The following is a 20,884-nucleotide window of genomic DNA, read 5'->3' as shown; positions in this document are numbered from 1 at the left end:
AGTTAAAGCTTATGATTGGTGATGAATATGAATTTCAGAGAACTAAATATTTTTTTGTCAGTTTGCGAATTAGGCAGTATGTCAGAAGCTGCAAGACATCTTTATATGACTCAGCCTGCTATTAGCCAGGCAATTTCAGAGCTTGAAGGAGAGTACAACATAAAACTTTTTGACCGAATAGGTAAAAAGCTTGTATTGACACATGCAGGTGAAATTTTGCGAGACTACGGCAAGAAAATCAATCTTTTGCTAAATGAAGCAGAAAATACATTGCGGGATATTTCTGACATGAAAATGGGAAAACTTAAGTTAGGAGCCAGCAGGACTGTTGGAACATATCTACTGCCGCAACTTATAGGCGAATTTTTAAAAATCTATAAAAACATAGAATTACCGTTTTACATAGACAACACATCTGAAATAGTAAAGATGATACATGAAAATGAGATAGATCTTGGAATAGTAGAAGGTCCTATACACTCTGATAACATTGAAGTCAAGTACTTTTTAGATGATGAGCTGTACCTTATATGCTCCAAAGACCATAATTGGGCAAAAAAGAAAATCATCAATAAGGATGATTTATCTTTAGAAAATATCATAATTAGAGAAGTCGGCAGTGGAACAAGAGAAGTATTTGAAAACACAATGAAAGCACATAATATTGAGTTCAACATTAAACTTGAGCTTAATAGCACTGAAGCTATAAAGAGAGCAGTTGAAGCAAATCTAGGTGTTTCGGTAATATCAAAGCTAGCAATTAAAGAAGAATTAAAAAGTTCAAGGCTTGTTAAAGTAGGGATAGATGGAGTAAAATTTTTAAGGCAACTTAATATAATCTATCACAAAGATAAATACTTATCTGAACTGTGCAAAAAGTTTATAGACTTCCTCTATATCAGCACTAAAACATAACACTCGAACTGTCCCTAAGTTTTATTTTAATAGAAAATCATAGTATGTTCTGACATAATCCTTTATCTTTTCTGCTATTGCTCTATGCCCTTCTTCATTTGGATGTATGCCGTCTTCACATATAAGTTTTCTATAGTCAGGTCTATCTAAAAATGTACTTCTTATGTCTATTATTTTCGTTTCAGTACTTGATGCTATGCTTAATATGGCAGAATTGTACTTCTCCTGCCACCAGTAAATTTTTGTGACGCTTCCAAGCCATGTCAATATATTTTTTGCCATTTCTTTATTTCCTTTGCTTATCCAGTTAAAATATCTGTCTGCATCAAGAGGTGGAAGTGTAAGTAAAACTGGAACGATGTTTGCCTTTTTCAGCGAATCTATAAGATCTTTTAAAGTTTCTTTAAATACGTTAAAGTCTGTATTTGGAGCATGGTCTTTGTACGGGTCTTTAGCCACTTCATCCCAATTAAAGTCGCAGTCATTGCCTCCGAACTCTAAAAGCACAACATCAGGCTTTGTCTTGTCAAGCTCTCTTGTCAGTCTATCCTTTCCCTTGAGTATTGTGCTTCCAAATTTCGATATGTTTTCAACCGTCCCTTTTAAATAGCCATTCAACAAATTCGCGTAAGAGTCCCTTAAAAGCACATATTTATTTTTGATTTTATCAAGAACGACACCCCTCGATATAGAGTCGCCACAAACCAGAAAGTTGTAACTTTCTTTTATATTTAGCATCTCCATCGATGCACCTCCATAACCTTTTAGTCTATTATACCACAAATTAACAGCTTTTAATAGCAAAAAATGCCGAATAATCTCGGCATCATTGTAATTTCAAAATAACATCATTGTTATCGGTGTACATTATATAGTTTGTATTAACACCTGATATATCGCCACTTCCTGTTATGGTTTCACCACTATTTACATCGATGAGATTTTTTCCGTCAAATGTTACCGTCAAAGCATTGTCCTTTGGCAGTATAATCACTTGTTCAGGGTCAACTGCATGATTTAACTTTATATGATTCCAGTCTTTAAAACTTTTATCTATTGAACCATAATATATTTCCACAACTTTTTTGTTACTGTCTAACTTTCCTACATACACATTGTCATTGCTGTCAGTACCAACAAGCGAATATCCACTGCTTAAAAATGTGTATCCTCCACCATTTTTGATAGCTCTTATAATGCCATTTGAAGATTCATACAGAAGTACGTCTTTTCTTTGAAGTTCATACATTTTGGCTATTCTCTTTATTGGAAGCTTCAGATTTGCAATCTGCCCCATTATATCGACACGGTATAAATAGCTATATCCATTCGAATCCACAACATTTATATATATCATGTTTGTAAGAGGCGACAAAGTAACATCTTCTATATGGCTGTTTCTAGGCGCATATATAAGCTTGTCTATCTTTATCTTATTGTTTATATCAAGGTCATAAGCCTCTAACTGTATTGCCTCACTTCCGCGGCTATACGTCTTGTAGAAATAAATAATTCTATTTCTGTCATTGAGCCATGTATAGTATTCGATGTTATTGCTTGCTGCGATAACCTTCTTAATCCCTTGAGTCTTTGTATCTACTACAATTATCTGATGGTTTAAAAGATATGAAACATAGCTCCCATCGTAAGATGCCTCTACGCTGTCAATATCACTTGGTATATTGACTTTTATTGTTTTCTTTAATGTATTTATATCTGTCTCAGAATTAACTTTTGTTATGTGAAACGTAGTTGTTGTAGATAAATAAACGTTGTTTATATAGAAAAGCACTCCCATTTCTAATATCAATGGGAACACTAGCCATGTAAAAATTCTTCTTATAGCTTTCATAATACCTCCATCTTATTTTGCATAAAATATTGTAGGAACCATCCTCTCCCCTAAAGGATTTGATGGATTATTTATAACTTTTCCTTTGTAGTACATAGTAGTAGATGAACCACCATCGAGATTTGTAGCATTTACAGCACCATAATCCAGCATTATGTTTTGCACATCCTTAAGTGTCGCACCTACACTAGATATAGCTCTGCCGTCTATGACTAAAAATATCACAGTTCCATCGGCCTTCTGGCCTATGGCAGTCCTTGGTGCAATTCCCCAACCACCGTCTCCACTTTTTATCATAGGCTTTCCATTTACAACAAGGGCGGGGCCAAAGCTTACAGCTTCTTTTATGTCTAAATTCTTTATCTCATCTAAAGTGTATTTTCCTACCAATAGCTTACCATCGCTTGTAAATCCTGCAAGGTCAATTTTGCCATCTTTGCTGTATGCATTGTTGTAAATAAGTTTTCCATTGTGTATGATGATTCCACCGGGTGTTCCTCCATTTCCAGTCCACGCTCCATCTACATACCCGATAAATCCACCAGCATTTATAGCAGCTATTGCTCCATTTTCTTTCGCTATCTCGCTGACTGTTTCGCCTTCTTTTGGAAGCTTGCTGGATATGCCGACTTGTACCCTTGTGGGGTCATGTATAAGGATTACCTTCCCTTTAAATCTGCTGCTGCTTATGTCATTTACTTCGATCGTAGTGTCGTGATTGTTTTTAAAGTTTAAAAGATTGCTTTTACTGCTGTCTGTAGAAATACTTGTCATCTCTTTCATTATAGCGTCAATCTTGCTTTGTGGTAAAAAAAGCGTTGCGATGTATTTATGACTAAATGTAGTCATTGCAGTTGTTACCAAAGTGTTTCTGATATTCGTAAAAGGCCCGTAAAATATCGAAACTGGTATCACTATAGCAGCCAAAAACACTTGAAATATTACATAAGCTATTATCTTTTTCATAAAAAACTCTCTCCCATTTTAGTACCTTATAATTTTACACATATTCTATTATACAAGAAAATTATTAATATTTTATTAAAAAAATCGTAAATATATAAAAAAATATATCCTGACTAGCTATTTTTATGGCATAATCAGGATATATTTTACATATATTTATTTATCTTGCAATATTGTATATATTTATTATGTCATCTTTCCCCAGCTTAACAAATTGACCTACAGTTGCTGTTCCATTTGACGTGCATTTGTCTGCCATTTCCTCAAACCTGTCATAAGGTATATTAGCATCCTTCAATGTTACAGGAAGACCTATACTTCTGAAGAAAGTTTCAAGCCTTTTTATACCTTCCAGCGCTATCGCTTCTCTATCGGTAAACGTCAAATCCACATCCCAAACTTTAACAGCAAACTGGACAAACCTGTCTAAGTCGTGTTTATACACATATTTCATCCATGCAGGAAATATTATAGCAAGACCAGCACCGTGTGCTATATCGTAAATTGCACTTAATTCGTGCTCAATCCTGTGGGATGCCCAGTCGCCGATTCTTCCTGTGTCTAATAAACCATTATGAGCAATTGTACCAGCCCACATCACTTCGGCCCGTGCATCGTAGTTAGTTGGATCTTCAATAAGCTTCGGCACGTTATTTATGACGGTCTTAAGCGTCGCTTCACACAGCCTATCTGTAAGATCTACATTCCGCACATTTGTAAAATACCTCTCCATTATGTGGGCCATTATATCTGCTGCCCCTGCCGCCGTCTGATACGCAGGAAGTGTAAACAAAAGCTCTGGATTCATTATGGCAAATTGAGGCCTTATTAAATCCGAATGTATTCCCTTCTTGTACCAACCGTCCTCATTCGTTATGACTGCACTGTCGCTGGCTTCACTTCCTGTAGCAGCCAATGTCAATATTACACCTACCGGCAATGCTTTTTCGATCTCAGCTTTGCCTAAAAAGAAATTCCATACATCACCTTCGTACAAAGCACCTACAGCAATAGCCTTTGCAGTGTCTATTGCACTGCCTCCCCCAACAGCCAATATGAAGTCAATGCCATTTTCCTTGCATATTTTTATTCCTTCATAAACCAAGCTAAGCCTTGGATTCGGCTTGACACCGGATAGCTCTATGTAACCTATCTCGCTGTCCTTTAATGACTTTACGACTTTATCATAAAGTCCCGTCTTCTTTATGCTGCCACTGCCATAGACAAAAAGCACCTTTTTAGAATACTTTTTTGTCTCATCACCTACTCTATTTTCAGTCCCTTTGCCAAAGATGATCTTTGTTGGGCATACAAAATCAAAATTTATCACAATGAACACACCCCTTTATTAAAATGTTTTTACAAGATTATTATATCACTGCTTAGTGAAGCCTCCCCATCTAAACATGAAATGTTATAGATGAGGCTTCCTACTGTATTAACAATAGAACTGCCTGTCATAAATACAGTCTAATCACGCGATATAACCACATTGTGGCTGCATAGCTTTAACCAGACTAATTAATGTAGACAGGATCTGCTGCAGCTACTGTCTTCTGTTCAAAACAAAGCATTTTTAGAAAGCATATTAAATAACAAATGATTATAAGCATAACCTGGTATATTTATTATTGTTATATCAGGTTATGCCTATATAAACTATTTAAGCTATATTGACTTAAGCATATATTTGAAAATCATCAAGGCTTCGGCTTCTACCCATCTCATTAATAAAAGCGTCAATGGTGAATTGCTCTTTTAAAATATTGTAGTAGTACATCTCCTCCTTTGACTTTATCTCAAATCCATTAGCCAATTTCTTGTTTTTAGCAAAATATCTATCACTTATCTCTGACTCTGCTAATGAATTTAAAACTTCATTTGTGCCAGTACCAATCGAAAATTTTTCTTTCCTCCTCCAAACAATTGAATCAGGTAGATATTCTTCCGCAGTCTTTCTAAGAATCCACTTTTCTGTTTTGTCTTTTTCGCTTATTTTGTAAGATGGCTTTATTTTAAAAGCATAGTGAATCATTTCCGTATCTAAAAAAGGAACTCTTCCTTCTATAGAATTAGCCATCGTCATCCTGTCAACTCTTTGTAAATTACTGTTGTGCAAATTTCCTGTTATACTTCTAAGTTCTGTGTGCATTTCCCAATTATTTGAGTAATTTTTTAAATAATGATAACCACCAAATAGTTCATCTGCACCTTCACCAGATAAGACAACTTTTACATATCTGCTGGCAAGCTTAGATACAAAGTATGTCGCAACGGCACTCCGTACTAAAGCTGGATCACAGGATTCAAGATAATATATAACTTTTGGCAGTATTTTCTTCACATCGTCTTCTGTATAAATTAACTCGTGGTGAATTGTACCAATATAGTCTGCAACAATCCTTGCATTTTTTATATCATTACTGCCTTCCATGCCAACTGCAAAGGAATTTAAATTCTTTTTATACTTCGAAGCAATGGCCGCTATAAGGCTGCTATCAAGACCACCACTAAGAAATACTCCAACTGGAACATCAGCAACTAATCTTTTCCTCACTGAATCCTCTAATCTAAGCCTTAGTCCATCTACTATATCATCTGCATTTTTTATATTTATTGGATCTTGTTCTATAGAAAAATATTTTGAAAATCCATTTTTTGTCGTATATGTTTGTCCATTAGGAAATTCATTTATATCATCTGTGACAACTTGCAACGCCTTAATCTCCGATGCAAAAGCCAAATAACCTTCTTCTGTATAACCGTAATACAGTGGCTTTATGCCTAATGGATCCCTAGCCATAAATATTGTTTTTTCAATAGAATCATAAATAACCAGCGAAAACATGCCATCCAAGTAATTAACGCAATCCTCTTTTAATTCTTCGTATAAATGAATTATCACCTCACTATCTGTATTTGTGGCAAAATTATGATTTTTTAACTCAGTTCTTAATGATTTGTAATTGTAAATTTCACCATTAAATATCATCCAATATCTTCCGTCTTCATTTTTCATCGGTTGCCTACCATTATATAAGTCAATTATCGTCAATCTATTATGTCCTAATGTAATATTTGAGTCTGAAAATATACCATGATCGTCTGGTCCACGATGTACAATTTTCTCCAGCATCATCTTAACTCTATTTGTCTCATTTCCATGAAATATACCAGCTATTCCGCACAAAAGATAATCATCTCCTTATAATCAGAATTTTTTGATATAGAATAAAATTACATCAATACCATTATACAATATTATACAGTAAAAATCTAGGCAATGAAGATATTGGTTAGTATTTAATAGTTATAAAATTTAGAATTAAAGTGTATATTTTAATGAAATAGATAAAAAGAACAGGTCTATTTAATTGCCTGTTCTTTTTATAGTTTACTCTATTTTAAACATTTTAAGTGATTCCATGAGTTCTTCTGCATATCCTTTAAGCTCATTCGCTGTACTTGAAAGCTCTTCAATTATAGCTGTCTGCTCTTCTGAAGATGCCGAAACCTCCTCAGTTGATGCAGCAGTCTCCTCAGATACAGCAGCTATATCCTGTACAGCATCCACGATCTTATTTTTATTGGCTTCTATTTCTTTTAAAGAGTCGTTTAGACTGTTTATCATATCTGTCACAAACTTCAAAGCTTGTATTATGCCTTCGAATATTTCTTTAGTGTTATTGACGGAATTGCTTTGCTCAATGACTATACTATTGGCATTCTCTACTGTGGCAACTGTTTCATTTACGTCATTCTGTATCTCAGCTATAAGCTCTGATATGCTTTTAGCCGCAAGGCTTGATTCGTCAGCCAATTTTCTTACTTCGTCAGCGACGACAGCAAATCCTTTTCCAGCCTCTCCAGCTCTTGCAGCTTCGATAGCTGCATTTAAAGACAGCAAATTAGTTTGATCCGCTATCTGCCTTATGGTATCAACTATCTTTCCTATCTGGTTTGATTTATCCCTTAGGAAAAGGGTAGACTCTCTTACTTTGTTGTTGGATTCTATGCTTTGCTGCGTCTTTGCTAAAAGGCTTTCGATTATTTCATTACTGCTTTCCGAAATCATGTTTATGTTTGTAACCTCGTCCAAAATATTGTTAGAGTCATTCATAGCCGTATCTATAAGCTTTCCCAGCTCCAATGTTGCTTTAGCACTGCTTTGAGCACTTTCTGCCTGATTCGATGAACCTTCAGCTATCTGCTCTATTGCTTTTGCTACATCCTGCATAGTTGATGAAACCTGCTCTGATGACGATGCAATGTTATTGGAAATGTTGTTTACAGACTCAGCAACATTTTTTATTTTTGTAACCAACGACCGGATTCCTTCAATCATATCATTGTAGCTTTTTGAAAGCAAGCCCACTTCATCTCTGGATTTTATATCAGTGCTAAGTACAAGCTCTCCATTTGCTGCCCTTTCCATTGTCTTTGATATTTTCCGTATCCCATTAGTTATACTCGAAATAAATATAAGAGCTAATAACAAACCCAACACCAAGCAGATTATTATAACAGTAATCATGGTGTTTTTTATAGCATTTGTGTCTCCATCCAACTCTTGGATAGACGCAGCTACAACTCCAATCCACCCAAACTCATTTAACTTTTTGACGCTGGCAAATTTTTTTTGATTGTTAAGGGTATATTCAATCGTCTTGTTGTCAAGTGACAAAAGCTGTTTGCCAAAGCTGTACTTTGTCATCTTTGTGAACATCATATTTTTGTCTGGATGTGATATGACAGTGCCATCACTTGTCATCAAGTAAAAGTATCCTGAATTTCCTATCTTTATGCTGCTTACAGTATCAGAAAGCTTAGATAAGTCTATGTCAATGCCCACAACACCTGCTAAATTTTGGTTTTCGTCAAATATAGCTTTTGACATGGTTATCTCAGGTTTACCAGACAGGATATCCTTGTACGGCTCAGTAGAGGCGATTGCACCTCCTACATTTAAAGCAGCTTGATACCACGGTCTCTTTGTCATATCAACACCGCTGACGTCTTGAACAGGGTATATGATGGTCTTACCATCTTTAGCTGTAAAATACGCATTCAATATGATTGGATTGTTATCTCCAACGCCTTTTAATTTATCCAGCAAGCTACTTGAATCACCAGTTTTTATGTAATTTTTAATGTCGCTGGAATTGGCAATATCGTTAAGTGAAATCTCCGCGTTTTGCTTCACCATCTCAACGTAACTGTTAAGTACTGAAAGTGCCGCTTGATTTGATTTGTCTATCCTACTTTTTAAAATTGTCTGTGCTTCATTTACAGAAAAATAACCTGTAATGAGAAGTGGTACGACGATAAATATGGTAACCAATGCAAAAATCTTGATTCTTATGCTTTTCACTGCCTTATCACCTCATGTATTAATTTTGCTCATAATTATTTTATCGGCTATTCTAACAATAATATTAAGCGTTTTTTGTATTTTTCTCATATTAATTCCATAAATGCTGCCATGCTTCCGGTCTTTCCCTTGTCCCTTCTGTAAGAATAAAACTCATCAGAGCAACAAGAGGTGCAAAGCCCTGAAACGGTTATATTATCGTCTTTAAGACCACATTTTATAAGCTCAAGGTAATTTGTCATCTCAAGATTTAACATCCACTTCTCATTGCCATTATCTATTAGAACTTTATCTAAATCAATATCAAGTTTTGATACCTCATCTACCACGTCTTTGCCAACTTCATAGCAGCACACACCAATGGCTGGACCTATAGCTGCGAGTATATCTTTTTTATCGGAGCCAAAAGTATTTACCATAGCTTCTACCGTCTTAGGCCCTATCTCTTTCACCGTGCCTCTCCATCCGGCATGTGCTAATGCTATGACGTTTTTTACAGGATCTAAGAAATAAAGAGGTGTGCAGTCAGCATAAAATGTCACAATGGGTATGCCGCTTTCGTTTGTCATTAAAGCATCTGCATTTTTTATATCGCTTAAGCCAAAGTTTTTACCTTTATCACTGCTGGTTACCATTCTAATGCCATCTGAATGAACTTGATTTGAAAATACCATGTCATCGTAATTGATATTTGCAGCATGGCATATACGCCTAAAATTTTCATGCACATTTCCTTTATCATCGTACCTTGTAAGGCTTAAGTTAAGAGAACTGTAAGGTCCACCACTTATACCAGCTATTCTAGTTGAAAAAAGATGTCTAACCTTTCCTGTATTTTCAAAGGCAGGTATCGTATAAAAAACAACACCATCAATTTCATTTCTTTTAAATCCTCTATTCACCTTAATCATACCTTTCTATATTATTATTGTATAAAAAAAGGACATCAATGTCCTCAATTCAGCTTGTCTTCTTTTTTGTTTTTCTCTTCTTTTTTATTTATGTACTTGTCAGAAAACTTAATCATTGAAAGCATTATTAAAAAAAGCAACGCTACCGTCAGTACTCCTGCAATCGGTATTATAATAATGTATTTTTCCATCATTGACCTCTCCCTTTTTAACCTTATACATACATTATACTATAATCGTATACAAATTTCTTCTTTTTTAAAAAAAATAATACAGGTTTCCCTGCATTATTTTAATTCAACAAGCTCATAATCTGTAGTACCCATCCCCAACTCTTCACCGTATTCAAATTGTATGTCACCTCTGGTCTTAGGATGGACAGATACAAATTTATCATCACCTTCTTTGAGACCACGGCCTACATCCCCTAGTACAGAATGAGGATTTCCTGCTTGTCTATTTACAAGATCAAAGCTTGCCTTGTCTATAGCAACAGGATCAAATGATGCTAGTATACCTATATCTTGCACAATCGGCGCATCGCTCCACGGCGTACAATCACATAGTGGCGTCACATTCATCACGAAATTCATAAATGCTATTTTGCCTTTTTTATTGATGTATGCACCATAGGCATATTCTGTCATTCTTTCAACAAATTCATCCATATCTGTACCCCACTGTGGATTTATGGCATCGTACTGGCACATTGTTATACATTCGCCGCAGCCAATGCACTTATCAGGATCTATGTAAGCTTTGCCATCTACCAGTGATATGGCATCTTCTGGACAGTTTTTTATACAAGTCTGACAAGCAGTACAATTTTTGCCTACTTTAGGGCTTACCGTTGAGTGCTGCTGCTGTTTCCCTGCTCTTGGGGCACAACCCATTGCAAGGTTTTTTATGGCACCACCAAATCCAGCAATCTCATGTGCTTTAAAATGTGAAAGCACTATCATAGAATTAGCATTGCTTATATTAGAAGATATCTTAACTGTCTTGAAATGTTTTTTGTTTATCTCTACATCATCAGAGTCTTTGCTAAATATCCCATCTGCTATTACAAGAGGTGCGTTGACAACAGCATATGCAAATCCATTTTCTATAGCTGTAATCAAATGGTCAACGCCATTTGAACGGCTTCCTTTATAAAGAGTGTTAGAATCTGTCAAAAATGGTTTTCCGCCATTTGCCTTAACCTTGTCAACAATCTGCCTTACAAAAATCGGATTTATATACGCATTATTTCCCTTTTCTCCAAAGTGTAATTTTATCGCAACCAAATCATCTTTCGTAAAAATATTTTTAAATCCTGCAACGTCAAACAATCTGGCGACTTTTGAAGATAAACTTCCTGACTGTCTTGAAGCCCTCATATTGTAATAGTATACTTTCGATTTCAAAGTCATCACTCCTTATCATTCCTTGGCTAATTTCCCTTTAATTATACTTGCACCTTTTTTTACATAACTTACCATAGAATTATCAGTTAACAAAATAAATAGAAAGTATATAAAAGCACTTATAAGTACTGTTACAAAAAGTGATAAAGCATCATATATCTTCCCTCCAGTCACAAATTTAGAAAGCCCATTGTAGACAAAGTGTGCAAAAACTCCCATAATGGCTGAGCCTATTAAAGCTTTTACAAAAGAAGATGCTATTTCATTCCCTCCAATTCTACCAATCTTTTTTCTCAAGGAATACATAAGCATCAATGATGCAGCAGTGGCAGCAACTGAAGTAGATAATGCTAATCCGCCTAATGCAAGGTACCTGACGATAACTAAATTAAGCCCGATATTTATAAGTACTGCAATAGCACCGTTTATCATAGGAGTCCTTGTATCTTTCAAAGAGTAAAAGCCTCTGCTTAGCACATTTCTAAGTCCATTGGCAGTCATGCCTAAGCTGTAAAACATGAAAGCAATAGATGTAAGATAAGTAGACCTTTCATCAAAAGCTCCTCTTTCAAATAAAATCCTTACGATTGGAACTCTGAAGATAATGGCACCTACTGTAACTGGAATCATTATATAAAGTATCGCTTTTACCGCCATCTTAATTCCTTTTATAAACTCATCTATGTTGTTTGATGCAAAATACCTTGAAAGCATTGGATATATTACAATTGCTATTGCCATCGAAAATATGTCGAAACCTATGAGCCTGTTAGCATAGTTCAATGCTGCAATACTTCCTGCCGGTAAATATGATGCTATCATCCTGTCCACATATGTATTTATGACTTGTATGGACGTCCCTATAAGAACCGGTATTGCCAAAATTATTACTTTTTTTATGCTTTCATCCTTTAAATTTAACACAAATCTGTACTTAAATCCAAATTTGATAAGCACCGGAAGTTGTATCAACACCTGAATGATTGAGCCTACAACAGTTGCCAAAGCCACTCCATATATGCCGTACTTTGTACCGTACATCAGTGCCGTTCCTATTATAATAATGTTGTAGGGTATGCCTATCATGGCAGGTACAGCAAAGTGCTGAAGTGACTGCAAAACACCAGTTATGATATTTGACGCCGCAATAAATATCATAACTGGCAATAATATCATCGTAAGTTTCAATGTCTCATAGTAAGCATCGCCTTTAAATCCAGGAGCCATGATTTTGACTATCATAGGCGATGCAATTGCACCAATTATTGTAAATACTACCGTCATTAAAATTATGACGTTTAAAAGATTATTTATAAATTCAAACGCCTTATCCTTTCCTTTTTTGGCCAGATAATCGGAAAAAAGCGGTATAACTGTAGTACCGATGGATGCAGCAATTGCGGCAAACAAAACCATAGGTATGTTCTGGGCCATATTGTAAGCATCTACATCTTTCGTTGTTCCAAATTTTGAACCCAAAACTACCTCTCTTAAAAATCCAGTTATTTTGCTTATAAATGTTATAGCCATCACAAGCCCTGCAGCTTTAGCAGTTTTTCTGACTGTTGACATTTAATGCACCTTCGCTTTAATTTTTATCCACCAGCATAAATGATATTTCAGCCTCTGCTGCCAAATCACCATCAACTGTCGCAATGCCCTTCGCTTTCACAAGATTTAATTTTGATGAAATTATCTCAACTTCAATCATAAGCTGGTCTCCCGGCTTAACTACCCTTTTAAATTTGCACTTATTGATGCCTGTAAAAAGTCCTATCTTGTTATTGTTATCTTTTCCATACATCACAGTTATTCCACCAAGCTGTGCCATGGCCTCTACAATCAATACACCCGGCATAATAGGATTCCCCGGAAAATGCCCTTGAAAATATGGTTCATTTGCAGAAACGCTTTTTATGCCTACAGCTTTTTTGTTGTCTTCGATTTCCAATACCCTGTCAATCATCAAAAATGGATACCTGTGGGGTATGACCTCCCTGATTTCCTCATTATCTAACATCTAAGTCACTCCTACTTTTTTGCTTTTTACTATGATTATACCATAGTTAAATAAAATATGAAAATTGATAAGGTTTATAGTTTGTGTCAAGTAGTTGTTGGCAAATTTTTTTCTTCAAATTTTATCCGTATAATGTTTAATGTGTTGTGAATTTTCGTGCAATTATTTTTACTCCATTCTTATCTTCATATTCCGCCTTTTATATGACTTTTAATTCACTTAAACATTTGTATCTGAGTATTTCTCTTATTGTTTTTCTGCCGTTTGTCATTGCACAACCTTCAAACGGCATATCGCCTCTTTGCATATGATATGTTTTTGCTTTTTTCTGCTTTTTGTTTACATCCGCTGCTGATAATTTTATTTCTTCTTTTATCTCTGCTAATTTTTCTTCTGATATTATAACATTAAAGTATGTTTCTACAACACTATTAAGTTTTCCGCTTGTCTTTAAGGCTAGTATCTTTGCTAAATTGTTCGCACCTTTTTCTGTCCAACTCATTTTTCCCGCATTCATTCTGCGCGCCAATGTGTCAAATATATTGTTTTCCATTGTTCCTAAATGTTTGTATTCTATCCCTTCTGGGGCTTCTGGTATTTTTATTTCTTCTCTCTTTTGGTATGGTTTTATCCCTTCCTTATTGGCTACTAAATAGTTATATAGTTTTTCTAATTTCTTCATTTGCTTTTCATCATCTTTTTGCTCTATCATTAATTTCGCTATGTATTCTAGACTTTCTTCTGCTTTCCCTTCATCTAGCATTTTCATCAATTTGCAGGCATCTTTTTTGTTCTCTATATTCCTTATTACTGCTTGGCTTTTATGAAATGGATCTAATTGAAAATATACTCCTTCTTCTCCTAAACTTTCTTTAATCCAACTTGCTCCATCTCCATTTATTATCTTTATTTCTATTTCGTCTATGTTGTATTCTTTTGCTATCGTTGCATCTACTAATTCTTTAAATTCTTTGCTGCTTGCAAATCCTGCACATACTATTTTATTATGTGTTATATATTCATTACTTCCCGGGCTTCTTTTTACCCATCCGTCGTATGCTACTGCTAATTTTATTTCTTTTTTTCCCCTGCTTTTTTTGCCTTTTGGTCTGTCTTTGCCTTGCATTGATAACCATAATCCATCCATTTCTTGAAATAATATTTTTGTTTCTTTTTCTCCTCTTAATTTGTTTTCTTTGAATAGTTTTATATCTTGTTTTTCTAATTCTGCTATTTTTTCTCCAACCTTTTGTATTATATTCCATGCAGTTGTATGGCTTATGCTTTGATTTGTTAATGATTCTATATTTTTCGCTGCTTCTCTATATGACATTTCTGTTACATTTTCTACAACTTTTTCAATAAGATTTGTTGATATATGCCCTATTGTATCCATTTTTAAATACTCATCTAAAAGATAAACATATTCCTTTTTCCCTTCACTATTTATATGTTCATAAATTCTTTTATCAAATTCAACAGTGCCCATAATTGTTTTTATGTTTGTATGCTTTTTACCTTTACATCTATATTCTTTTTTGTCCCTTTTTTCTAGTAACATATCATCTATCTTCATGAGGATTTGAGCCATTATTTTACAAGCTTCTTCGCAAACTAATTTGTAAATTTCCGCTTCTAAATCCTTGAAATTTATTTCATTTTCGTTTAAACTTATATCTAGCATGTAATCACCTCTATAACGCTTTTTTTGTTTTTTCTATTTAAACATTATAGCGGATGATTCATGCGAATGGAAGGTATTTTTTGGATACCTTCCTTTTTCTATTTTTTACCGCCTACTAAAATTATACACTAAGAGGTTTATAAACAATAAATAACCGCCCTTAATACACAGAGCGGTTATGGTTTAAACCTTAACTTATCATAGAACCGCATTTTGCGGACGGTTGTCACTTTATCTCAATTTTTATATCTTTTTTGACAATTGGTTGTACATGGCATCAGCTATTCCTAAATTGGCGTTTTTCGCTATTTCCTGTGCATAGTTGTCGTACATCATTGTTGTAAATACATCTGTTGCAAAGTCATCGCCAGTAAGTGGATCTTTCGGTATTGTGTTTCTCATTTCAGTCAACATTTGATTTACAAATACCGCTTCCAAGTCTCGGCAAGCTTCTTTCAATTTCTCTTTGTCTTTGCTATTCATAGCGTCCTGTATGGCTTTTTGAAAATCATCGGTATTTGTATTAATATTTAACTGATTTATTTGATTCATCTCTTCTATGCTACTTACGGGATCTATGTTCATTTAAAACTTCCTCCAATTGAAAATTTATCTCCTTAAATTATTGGCAATGCTAAGCATATCATCTGCTGCTTGAATAGCCTTTGAATTTAATTCGTAAGCCCTTTGAGCTGATATCATGTTTACCATTTCATTTACAACTTGAACATTTGAAGTCTCTAAAAAGCCTTGGCGGACATTTCCCATTTTGCCCTGAAAATCGTCTCTTGTTCCAGGATCGCCAGATGCAGCTGTAGCTTCATAGAGATTGCTACCTTTATCTAATAGACCATCTGGATTTTGGAAATTGTAGATTCCCAAAGTCGCTACATCCTGCTGCGTTCCATCAGAATCTTTGACAGATATGACGCCGAGTGGCGATATAGATATATCTTTTTGGGTACTGTCAAATGTTATTGGGTTTCCTCCATCGTCTAAAACGGGATATCCATCAGCCGTAGTAAGTGTGGCTGTATTTTGATCTACGCTTAATTTAAAACTTCCATCCCTTGTGTAGTATGTATTCCCGTCAGGACCCAATACGGCAAAAAATCCCTCTCCATCTAACGCTACATCCAGTGGGTTATCAGTTTCTTGTAAACTCCCCTCAGTAAAATCCTTAACTATTGCTGAAGGCCTTACACCTACCCCAACTTGCATGTTTACAGGCCTTCCCTGTCCTGCATTTACATCTTCTGTCTGAAGAGTCTGGTACATCAAATCCTGAAATTCTGCTCTGTCCCTTTTAAAAGATGTCGTATTCACATTGGCAAGGTTATTTGAGATTACATCCACATTAAGCTGCTGCGCATTCATGCCTGATGCTGCAGACCACAATGCCCTTATCATATTTAACCACCTTTCTTATTTATATTCTTCCCACTTCATTTACAGCCTTATCAAGTGTTTCATCAAAGGCTGACACTGTCTTTTGATTTGCTTCATAAGTTCTCATGGCACTGATCATGGTCACCATCTCATCTACAGGATTCACGTTGGAACCTTCTAAATACCCCTGCTTAACTAACCCGCTAGCAGGTATAGCCTGTCCTCCACTTGTAAAGAACAGGTTACTACCTTCTTTCCTTAATGTACTGTAATTGCTGAAGTCAACAATATTCAGCTTGTCAACAGTTTGACCGTTCAAACTGATATTTCCAAAATCATCAACAGATATATCCCCGTTATTAAGCTGTATAGGCCCATTCTGCCCCATTACATAATAGCCATCCTTCGTCACAAGGTATCCATTGCTATTCAATGTAAAAGAACCATCCTTTGTGTACCTTATGCCATTTGGAGTACTGACAGTAAAAAATCCTGAACCATCTATGGCAAAGTCCAGCTTCCCACCAGTCTTTTCAATACTTCCTTCTGAGAAATTCGTATTAAAGGTCTCAACCAAAACACCATAATCCATATTGCCTATATTGCCATTATACGGTACATTGTCACCGCCGTTTCTTGTAACCATGAAATCAGGAAACGCCATTGTCGTTACAGTATCCTTCTTGTAACCTGTTGTATTTACATTTGCAATGTTATTTGAAAGCACATCTACTATTTTCTGCTGTGCTATCATTCCAGATGAGGCTGTATAAAGACCTCTTAGCATTTTATAACACCCTCTTACTTGATTTTAAATGCATCAACTACCGTTTCATGATCTTCCATCAAAGGTAAAGAATCCAGTGCTTTTCCTGTTCCCAAAGCTACACAAGATATAGGATCATTAGCTAGTATTACTGGCACATCCATCTTTTCCTCCAGCAGCTTGTCCAACCCATGTAGCAAAGAACCACCACCAGTAAGTACAATGCCACGATCGCATATATCTGCTGCTAATTCTGGAGGAGTCTTCTCTAATACATTATGAACTAGATCTATTATATTAGCTAATGGTTCTTGAAGTGCTTCAGTAACTTCTTTTGAGCTTATATCGAAACTCTTAGGTAGGCCAGATATCAAACTTCTTCCTTTAACGGTCATAAATTCTTCCTTATCTTTTTCATAAGCAGAACCTATATTTATTTTTATCTCTTCAGCAGTTCTGTCTCCGATTATGATATTGTATTTTCTACGTATGTACCTTATTATCGCATCGTCAAAATTATTCCCAGCTACTTTTATACTTTTAGACACCACTGCGTTACCAAGAGAAATAACAGCAACATCAGTGGTGCCTCCCCCAATATCAACTACCATATTCCCGCAAGGCTTTTCTATGTCAAGCCCTGCACCTATAGCTGCGGCTATAGGCTCTTCAATCAAAAAAGCTCTTCTGGCGCCTGCATGTACAGCAGCATCTATAACAGCCCTTTTTTGAACTTGCGTAACCTCACTGGGTATGCATATCATTATTCTGGGCCTCATTATAATTCCCCCGCCGCAGGCCTTTTGAATAAAATATTTAAGCATTTTCTCAGTTATATCGTAATCTGAAATAACACCAGCACTCATAGGCCTAACTGCTACAATATCCCCCGGCGTCCTGCCTACCATTCTCTTTGCTTCATCGCCTACTGCAAGTATCTTATCTGTATTCCTGTCAATTGCAACAACAGATGGTTCGTTTAAAACGATCCCCTCATCCTTCATATAGACAAGTACAGATGCCGTGCCAAGGTCAATTCCTATATCCCTTGATAGAGCAAACATTTAAACACACCCTTCTTATGTTTTTCGACATTATTGTGGCATCCATATTTTTTATCGACATATAAAATTAAATATTTAATAAATTAATTCGACATACCTTTTATAATTCCTCTTTTTTATATTAAATTTTATTTGCCTAACTTGTATTTTTTCTTGGTGGCATTTCCACCCCTTATATGCCTTTCTGCTTTGTTTTTCTCAAGTACTTCTTTAACCTCTTTGTAAAGCTTTGGGTTTATATTCTCAAGCCTCTCTGTAACGTCTTTATGAACAGTACTTTTGCTGACACCAAAAACTTTGGCAGCCTCTCTTACAGTTGATTTGTTTTTTATAATATATTTTCCTATCTCTAATGTTCTCTCTTCGATATAATCCTTCAATACAAAAACCCCCTTAAGTATAGACCTTTCAATATATTTATATGCGGGGATTGTATCAATAGAATTAAATGACAAGCATGAAAGCAAAAAAATAACAGGGTATTTCCCTGTTATTTTAAAAGTTAATTATTTAAAATATTGCATAGGGTCAATATAAGTGCCATCTTTCAGCAATTCAAAATGTACATGTGGATCTTCTGCGATTTCAAACTTTGCAGTATTTCCAACCTTACCTATGACACTTCCTTTTTCTACAGCCTGTCCAACTTTTACATCGATGTTTTCATCCAGATTGCTGTAACGGGTTATATATGTGCCATTTTTGATTTCTACAGTATTTCCCAACCTGCTGTCACTGTATACTTTAGTTACAACACCCCCCATGGCAGCAACAACTTCTGTACCAAGATCGGCTTTCAAATCTACTCCCTTATGTGTCGTCCACTCATCAAGGGTCTTTGAATATGTAAGTTTAGTTACTGCAAATTCCATAACTACATCGCCATTTACCGGTTTCATCAGTGATAATGTCGTATCATTCTCACTTTTTGCTTCTGTACTTACTGCTGTGTTGTTTGACATGGTATTTAAAGCATTGTTTTCCTGGGTTTTAGTTGATGCAGCTTTATCACTTACACTGGAAGCAACACTTTTATTTGAAGATGCCACACTTTGGGATTTTGTATTTTCCACTTTCGTCTTGCTTTCTTCTTTTACAGCACTGCTGCTATTATTAGTCGTAGGATATTCTGTTATTAAATTTTTTGAGCTTGAATTAGCGTTTGTTGTACTTAGCTTTTCCTGAGCTGTGTTTAACTCAGCCATTTTCTTTAAATTATTGTTAGTTACGTATACTGCTGTTACTGCAACGACAACAATGCACAAGAATAGAATTAAGTAGAAACCTTTTCTGTCGAAAAATCTTGCCAAATCGTCCCTATTTATTTTCATAAAATTCACCTCCTTCTGGTATTTTAACCAATATAACTTAATTTATACCAAAGGAGGTTTTATGCTATAAACAAAAAACCTAGTAAATTCTTTAATATGTTTAAGCTTTTGCACTTTTAATTTTCAAAAGTTCATCAATTCTCATTATTTCAACACCAGTATAATAGTGCTTTAATATATCTTCAAAATTTTTACCGCCTTTCGCCATTGCATTAGCGCCATACTGGCTCATTCCTACTCCATGTCCATATCCTATCACATTTATTACCACATTGTTTCCTCTCATGCTAAAACTAAAATTCGTTGAATTTAGCTGAAATAAATCTTGTATATCTGTGCCAGTAAAGTCTATACCACCGATATTTAGGGACAAGACATGTCCTGCCTCAGTCCTCTTGATATTTTTTATGTACCCTAAAAGATTTTTAGTACTGATCTTAGCTTTTGGGGCTCTGCTTTTTATGCGGTTTACAAATTCATCAGATGATACTGTCACAGTCGTCTTAAATTTCTGAGCCACTTCCTCGCCAGGAGATGGAACACTTTTCAAATACGGAAGGTTTTCTTGCCAGACATTTTTAGCATCTTCCGTCTCACCACCACTTATGGCGTGATATGCAGGTTCAATCAGTGCGTCATTGTACACTATTACAAGGCCTTTTGTGTCATTTACAGCTTTTACTATTTTATCGTGATATAAATTATATTTATCACCCCATCGTGATCTCATGACATCATCCGATATCCATGCCTGACAATGCTTGGAATCTGTACAAACATCGCTGCCAGGGTGAAGATCACAACCTTTTCCTCCTACAGATATCTCCTTTGAAAGTGCATAAGTCCTTGCTGCCACAGCTTGTGCCTTCAGCGCTTCCATCTCAAAATCTGCAGGCATCTCTGCAGCCACAACGCCAACAAGATAATCTTCCAAGTTCATCTTGACTTCTTTGTTCTGATCCACGACAAAAACATTTATCGTATTGTAGTCATTAGAAGTTTTCACCTCTGCTGTTTTGACATCTTTCATCTCACCATCTTTTATAAGCTTAACACTACTATGTTGTACAGTACTACTTCTTGCTGGGATAAAACCGACTACGATTATTGTAGGCAGCACCAATGTAGCAAAAATAATTAAAATTACCCCGTACGCAATATACTTCATTTTATCCTCCTTAAAATATGCTAATAAAGTATATGCAACGG

Annotated in this window: 20 protein-coding genes; 1 reads left to right on the top strand and 19 read right to left on the bottom strand. The window is 35.5% G+C overall.

Features of this window, described 5'->3' with window-relative positions; all coding sequences use genetic code 11:
• Positions 1-27 precede the first annotated feature (27 nt).
• On the top strand, positions 28-915 hold the full coding sequence (locus tag Q2T46_RS09900) for a LysR family transcriptional regulator (protein WP_303265620.1): 888 nt from the start codon (positions 28-30) through the stop codon (positions 913-915).
• A 21-nt stretch (positions 916-936) separates the two neighbouring features.
• Here the strand turns inward: Q2T46_RS09900 and Q2T46_RS09895 are convergent, their stop codons facing one another.
• The 19 genes from Q2T46_RS09895 to spoIID form a co-directional block, all read right to left on the bottom strand.
• A complete protein-coding gene (locus Q2T46_RS09895) occupies positions 937-1,659 on the bottom strand; it encodes an SGNH/GDSL hydrolase family protein (RefSeq protein WP_303265621.1) in 723 nt (240 codons plus the stop codon).
• A gap of 82 nt (positions 1,660-1,741) precedes the next feature.
• Positions 1,742-2,767, bottom strand: coding sequence for a hypothetical protein (locus Q2T46_RS09890; protein WP_303265622.1), 1,026 nt, complete (start codon positions 2,765-2,767; stop codon positions 1,742-1,744).
• A gap of 12 nt (positions 2,768-2,779) precedes the next feature.
• Complete coding sequence (locus Q2T46_RS09885) at positions 2,780-3,733, bottom strand: phosphodiester glycosidase family protein (protein WP_303265623.1); 954 nt, start codon at positions 3,731-3,733, stop codon at positions 2,780-2,782.
• Positions 3,734-3,893: 160 nt separating this feature from the next.
• Positions 3,894-5,063, bottom strand: coding sequence for an iron-containing alcohol dehydrogenase (locus Q2T46_RS09880; RefSeq protein ID WP_303265624.1), 1,170 nt, complete (start codon positions 5,061-5,063; stop codon positions 3,894-3,896).
• 348 nt (positions 5,064-5,411) lie between these two features.
• Positions 5,412-6,923 carry an asparagine synthase B gene (gene asnB / locus Q2T46_RS09875; protein ID WP_303265625.1) on the bottom strand — a complete coding sequence of 504 codons (1,512 nt, stop codon included), beginning with the start codon at positions 6,921-6,923 and terminating at the stop codon, positions 5,412-5,414.
• Positions 6,924-7,127: 204 nt separating this feature from the next.
• Positions 7,128-9,104 (bottom strand): methyl-accepting chemotaxis protein, encoded by a 1,977-nt coding sequence (locus Q2T46_RS09870; protein WP_303265626.1) that lies wholly within the window; start codon positions 9,102-9,104, stop codon positions 7,128-7,130.
• Between the two features lie 86 nt (positions 9,105-9,190).
• The gene (pgeF, locus tag Q2T46_RS09865) at positions 9,191-10,015 is read right to left on the bottom strand and encodes a peptidoglycan editing factor PgeF (RefSeq protein ID WP_399387115.1); all 825 of its coding nucleotides are present in this window, start codon (positions 10,013-10,015) and stop codon (positions 9,191-9,193) included.
• A 44-nt stretch (positions 10,016-10,059) separates the two neighbouring features.
• Positions 10,060-10,206, bottom strand: coding sequence for a hypothetical protein (locus tag Q2T46_RS09860; RefSeq protein ID WP_311062237.1), 147 nt, complete (start codon positions 10,204-10,206; stop codon positions 10,060-10,062).
• A gap of 96 nt (positions 10,207-10,302) precedes the next feature.
• Positions 10,303-11,421, bottom strand: a complete 1,119-nt coding sequence (locus Q2T46_RS09855; protein ID WP_303265628.1) for a DUF362 domain-containing protein — start codon at positions 11,419-11,421, stop codon at positions 10,303-10,305.
• A gap of 15 nt (positions 11,422-11,436) precedes the next feature.
• Entirely contained in the window at positions 11,437-12,993 is a 1,557-nt protein-coding gene (murJ, locus tag Q2T46_RS09850) for a murein biosynthesis integral membrane protein MurJ (protein ID WP_303265629.1), read from the bottom strand.
• A gap of 16 nt (positions 12,994-13,009) precedes the next feature.
• Complete coding sequence (gene fabZ / locus Q2T46_RS09845; protein WP_303265630.1) at positions 13,010-13,441, bottom strand: 3-hydroxyacyl-ACP dehydratase FabZ; 432 nt, start codon at positions 13,439-13,441, stop codon at positions 13,010-13,012.
• A 199-nt stretch (positions 13,442-13,640) separates the two neighbouring features.
• Positions 13,641-15,125 (bottom strand): ISLre2 family transposase, encoded by a 1,485-nt coding sequence (locus Q2T46_RS09840; protein WP_303263777.1) that lies wholly within the window; start codon positions 15,123-15,125, stop codon positions 13,641-13,643.
• A 243-nt stretch (positions 15,126-15,368) separates the two neighbouring features.
• A complete protein-coding gene (locus Q2T46_RS09835) occupies positions 15,369-15,710 on the bottom strand; it encodes a rod-binding protein (RefSeq protein ID WP_303265631.1) in 342 nt (113 codons plus the stop codon).
• A 24-nt stretch (positions 15,711-15,734) separates the two neighbouring features.
• Complete coding sequence (gene flgG, locus Q2T46_RS09830) at positions 15,735-16,535, bottom strand: flagellar basal-body rod protein FlgG (RefSeq protein ID WP_303265632.1); 801 nt, start codon at positions 16,533-16,535, stop codon at positions 15,735-15,737.
• Positions 16,536-16,554: 19 nt separating this feature from the next.
• Complete coding sequence (flgF, locus tag Q2T46_RS09825; RefSeq protein ID WP_303265633.1) at positions 16,555-17,301, bottom strand: flagellar basal-body rod protein FlgF; 747 nt, start codon at positions 17,299-17,301, stop codon at positions 16,555-16,557.
• A gap of 14 nt (positions 17,302-17,315) precedes the next feature.
• Positions 17,316-18,344: a rod shape-determining protein gene (locus tag Q2T46_RS09820; RefSeq protein ID WP_303265634.1), complete on the bottom strand. Its 1,029-nt coding sequence runs from the start codon at positions 18,342-18,344 to the stop codon at positions 17,316-17,318.
• A 128-nt stretch (positions 18,345-18,472) separates the two neighbouring features.
• Entirely contained in the window at positions 18,473-18,724 is a 252-nt protein-coding gene (gene spoIIID / locus Q2T46_RS09815; protein ID WP_013298924.1) for a sporulation transcriptional regulator SpoIIID, read from the bottom strand.
• 126 nt (positions 18,725-18,850) lie between these two features.
• Positions 18,851-19,675 (bottom strand): M23 family metallopeptidase, encoded by an 825-nt coding sequence (locus tag Q2T46_RS09810; protein ID WP_303265635.1) that lies wholly within the window; start codon positions 19,673-19,675, stop codon positions 18,851-18,853.
• Between the two features lie 100 nt (positions 19,676-19,775).
• A complete protein-coding gene (gene spoIID / locus Q2T46_RS09805; protein WP_303265636.1) occupies positions 19,776-20,843 on the bottom strand; it encodes a stage II sporulation protein D in 1,068 nt (355 codons plus the stop codon).
• Positions 20,844-20,884 lie beyond the last annotated feature (41 nt).

Origin of the sequence: Thermoanaerobacterium sp. CMT5567-10 (assembly GCF_030534315.2) — a bacterium.
GTDB lineage: Bacteria > Bacillota > Thermoanaerobacteria > Thermoanaerobacterales > Thermoanaerobacteraceae > Thermoanaerobacterium.
The sequence above is the reverse complement of the archived record's forward strand: the minus strand, read 5'-3'. Positions and strand labels throughout refer to the sequence as shown.